The sequence below is a fragment of the Bacillus sp. JJ1503 genome (assembly GCF_036965125.1).
GTDB lineage: Bacteria > Bacillota > Bacilli > Bacillales > Cytobacillaceae > Cytobacillus.
The window spans coordinates 1-4,494 of sequence record NZ_JBALOZ010000434.1 but is presented as its reverse complement, the minus strand read 5'-3'; the positions used below and the strand labels follow the sequence as shown (position 1 = coordinate 4,494).

At 36.7% G+C, this 4,494-nt stretch carries 6 protein-coding genes; all 6 read left to right on the top strand.

The window, feature by feature from the left end:
* On the top strand, positions 1–278 hold a 278-nt coding region (locus V7149_RS24565; protein WP_335348188.1), incomplete at its 5' end, for an NIL domain-containing protein.
* Complete coding sequence (locus tag V7149_RS24560; RefSeq protein ID WP_335348187.1) at positions 271–936, top strand: methionine ABC transporter permease; 666 nt, start codon at positions 271–273, stop codon at positions 934–936. The genes V7149_RS24565 and V7149_RS24560, both read left to right, overlap by 8 nt.
* 16 nt (positions 937–952) lie before the next feature.
* A complete protein-coding gene (locus tag V7149_RS24555; RefSeq protein WP_335348186.1) occupies positions 953–1,780 on the top strand; it encodes a MetQ/NlpA family ABC transporter substrate-binding protein in 828 nt (275 codons plus the stop codon).
* A gap of 197 nt (positions 1,781–1,977) precedes the next feature.
* Positions 1,978–2,184, top strand: a complete 207-nt coding sequence (locus tag V7149_RS24550) for a hypothetical protein (protein ID WP_335348185.1) — start codon at positions 1,978–1,980, stop codon at positions 2,182–2,184.
* Between the two features lie 329 nt (positions 2,185–2,513).
* Complete coding sequence (gene sufC / locus V7149_RS24545; RefSeq protein WP_335348184.1) at positions 2,514–3,299, top strand: Fe-S cluster assembly ATPase SufC; 786 nt, start codon at positions 2,514–2,516, stop codon at positions 3,297–3,299.
* Between the two features lie 18 nt (positions 3,300–3,317).
* Positions 3,318–4,494: SufB/SufD family protein (locus tag V7149_RS24540; RefSeq protein ID WP_335348183.1), on the top strand; the 1,177-nt coding region annotated here is incomplete at its 3' end.

Here is a 4,494-nt window from a genome sequence, read left to right as displayed (position 1 = left end):
CACAAGAGACGATTGAACATCTTCTTGAGAAATATCCTGAAGGTCAAGTAGTTCAGTTAACCTTTGTAGGAGATTCTACAGGACAGCCATTAATCACTGAATTAATTCGAAAATACGATATAACTGTGAATATTTTGCAAGGGAAAATTTCACATACACAAAATGGTTCATATGGTACCCTTTTTATCCATTTGGAAGGTACTGAGTCAGAGGTTGCAAGTGCAATTGAGTTTATTGGCTTGCAGCAAGTGGGTGTGGAGGTGATTGCAAATGGCTGATTTCATCGAGATGATTAAATGGGAAAAATTAATAATTGCTACCCAAGAAACCATCTATATGACAACTATTTCAGTTCTTTCAACATTTATAATAGGATTGTCACTTGGATTGCTCTTATTTTTGACAGATAAAGGTAATATGTGGGAAAATAAATTTTTCAACACGATCATTGCTGCAATAGTGAATATTTTTAGATCTATTCCCTTTATTATCTTAATTGTCTTACTTATCCCTTTTACAAAATTATTACTTGGAACCATACTTGGCGCAAACGCAGCATTACCTGCACTAATAATAGGAGCTGCTCCTTTTTACGCAAGGATGGTTGAAATTGCATTAAGAGAAATCGATAAGGGTGTAATTGAAGCATCGCAATCGATGGGGGCTAGCCACAGCCAAATTATTTTCAAAATACTAATCCCTGAATCTTTACCGGCATTAATATCAGGTATCACAGTTACTGCTATTTCATTAGTAGGTTTTACTGCAATGGCAGGGGTCATTGGTGCAGGTGGTTTAGGACATTTCGCTTATCTTGAAGGTTTTCAGCGCAATAATTCAGTTGTTACATTAGTTGCAACCATAGCCATTCTAATAGTAGTATTTATCATCCAATTCGTTGGTGATTATTTTACAAAGAAAACAGACAAACGATAATTAAGGAGAGAGAAAAATGAAAAAAGTATTAAGTTTTTTAGTAATTGCTTTACTTTCTGTCGCTTTAGCTGCTTGCGGCGGTAAAAAAGAAGAGCCTACTAGTGAAGGTGGAAATAAAAAATTAGTGGTTGGTGCTTCAGCGGTTCCACATGCAGAAATTCTTGAAGAAGCAAAACCTTTATTAGCTGAAAAGGGCATTGATTTAGAAATTAAAGTTTTTACTGATTATATTTTGCCAAATGTGACGTTAAGAGATAAAGAGCTTGATGCGAACTATTTCCAAACGCCTGGGTATCTTGAACTTGAAATGGAACAAAATAAAGATTATGACTTTGTAAGCGTTGGTGAAATTCATAAGGAACCAATCGGGGTTTACTCTAAGAAATATAAAAGCTTAAAAGATCTTCCAGACGGTGCCAAAATTATTATGAGTGATTCATTTAGTGACCACGGACGTATTTTACCAATTTTTGAAAGAGAAGGCGTTATTAAACTGAAAGAAGGAGTCGGAGCTTCAGCAAGAGTTGAAGACATTGTTGAAAATCCGAAGAACCTAGATTTCTCTACATTAATTGAAGCGAAATTATTAGCTACTTCGTTTGAAAGCGGAGAAGGAGATGCGGTCGTAATCAATACGAACTATGCACTAGAAGGCGATGTAAATATTAAAGAAGATGGAATAGCATTTGAGGGCAGTGATGTTGTTCCTGCAAACTTAGTTGTTGTTCGTTCTGAGGACAAAGACCGTGAAGAAATTAAGGCATTAGTGGAAGTTCTTAAGTCAAAAGAAATCCAAGACTTTATTCAAGAGAAATACCAAGGTGCCGTAACTTCAGTTCAATAATAAACATCAAAAAAGCAGACACAAAGTTGTCTGCTTTTTTGGCGCTTTTGATCATAAAAAAAACGATATTTTGAGTATGATATGAATGTAAGCGTTTTAATGGCGATTTTTAAGTTCTCTGCAAAAAAAATCGTTTTTTTTCGACATTGTCATTGAAAAGTCGTGGATGTAAAATTTCTATATGAATTTAAATCGCTATGTTGAAAGGATTGGTTTTTATTAACCAGCTGCACTTAAATTATACGAGCGGTATGGAGAAAGCAATGCGTGGAGCCCATGGTGTCGGATATGCATTGTATAGCCAAAAACACGATGTGAGACTGAAGGTTGAAAAAAAACGTCAAGAAGAATATGTAAAGAGCCAGCGCATGCTCGCAGGTTTTGAAAGAAAGATTCATTCTTAAAATCAAACATATATTAATGAAGAAAAGGGGATTTGGTATTTTATACTAATCCTCTTTTTTTTTTGCAGTAAGTGAAAAAAAGCATGGCAATTTCCTTTATACATGAACATAATGGATAAGGGTAACATTAAAAAATGGAATCTAAAAAAGTAATTCTTTCACCATAAAAAGTGGTTCTAGGTTTACAACACGTGCGAAGTGTTAACTTATTGAAAGAGTTGCTAATACTTTTCATTTGTTATAAGATTGTAATGAGAATAAAATGAGAATAGAGGGTTGCGGCGCTTTGCCGTAAGATAAAATCTTCTTTTATTGATGGAGGTATTGTAATGGCAGGTTCTAAATTAACAATTAATGATCTTCATGTTGAAATTGAAGGCAAAGAAATATTAAAAGGGGTAAACCTTGAAATAAAAGGCGGAGAAATCCATGCCATCATGGGACCTAACGGAACAGGAAAATCTACACTTTCCTCTGCAATTATGGGTCATCCAAAATATGAAGTAACAAAAGGAAGCGTTACTTTAGATGATGAAGATGTTCTTGAGATGGAAGTGGATGAGCGTGCGCGTGCAGGCCTTTTCTTAGCTATGCAATATCCTAGTGAAATTAATGGTGTGACAAATGCAGACTTTTTACGTTCAGCTATTAATAGCCGTCAAGAGGAAGGAAATGAAATTTCTTTAATGAAGTTCATCCGGAAAATGGACAGCCAAATGGAATTCCTTGAAATGGATCCGGATATGGCACAGCGTTATTTAAATGAAGGATTCTCTGGTGGAGAGAAGAAGCGTAATGAAATTCTTCAGCTTATGATGCTTGAGCCTAAGATTGCTATTCTTGACGAAATCGATTCAGGTCTTGATATTGACGCATTAAAGGTTGTTTCTAAAGGAATCAATCAAATGCGCGGAGAAAATTTCGGCTGCTTAATTATTACACACTACCAACGTCTTCTGAACTACATCACTCCAGACCATGTACACGTTATGATGCAAGGACGCATTGTAAAATCAGGAGGTCCTGAGCTAGCACAGCGCCTTGAGGCAGAAGGTTATGACTGGATTAAGCAAGAGCTAGGTATTGAAGATGAAACGGTTGGCCAAGAAGCGTAATTGTTAGGAGGATCCTTTATGTCGACAGAAACAAAATTATTTGGTAAGGAGTATGTAAGCTCCTTCTCAAAAGATATGGGTGAACCAGCATGGCTGACAGAGTTTCGCTTGCAAGCCCTTGAAAACTCTGAAAATCTGCCAATGCCAAAACCTGATAAAACGAGTATAAAAAATTGGAACTTAACACAGTTCGAGCAGCATATTGTAGGCAGTGAAGACTACACTTCTTTAAATGAGCTTCCAGAAGATGTGAAAACATTAATAAAGCTCGAAGCTGCAGAACAAAATTTATATATTCAGCGTAACAATAGACCAACATATATTTCTGTTTCAAAAGAACTGCAGGATAAGGGTGTTATCTTTACTGACATTTTTACAGCAGCGAGAGAACATAGTGATTTACTCCAAAAGTATTTCATGACTGAGGGCGTAAAAGCAGATGAACATAAATTAACTGCCTTGCATGCAGCCTTAGTAAATGGCGGAGTTTTCCTATACGTGCCAAAAAATGTCGAAGTTGCTGAACCAATTCAGGCAGTCTTTGTTCACGATAATGAAAAGGCAACTCTTTTCAATCACGTGATTGTTGTTGCTGAGGATAATAGTTCTGTTACTTATGTTGAAAACTATGTATCCACTATGGAAGCTGCTAGCGGGGTATTTAATATAGTAACGGAGGTTCTAGCTAAGTCTGGTGCCAAAGTTCAATATGGTGCAGTTGATACACTTGCTAAAGGACTAACTGGATATGTAAACCGCCGTGGTGTTGCAGGCAGAGATGCTCGTATTGAGTGGGCTCTTGGATTAATGAATGATAGCAACACGATCTATGAAAATGTAACAAATTTAATGGGCGATGGCTCATTCGGTGATACGAAAACGGTTGTAGTTGGACGTGGAGATCAGACGCAAAACTTTACAACAAGCATTGTTCATTTTGGGAAAAATACAGAAGGCTTTATCCTGAAGCATGGTGTGATGAAGGATTCTGCTACATCTATCTTTAACGGTATTGGAAAAATCGAGCACGGCGCATCTAAATCTAATGCGGTACAAGAATCTCGCGTTTTAATGCTAAATGAAAAGGCACGTGGAGATGCGAACCCAATTCTATTAATTGATGAAGATGATGTAACAGCAGGGCACGCAGCATCTGTTGGACGTGTAGATCCGCTTCAACTCTATTATTTAATGA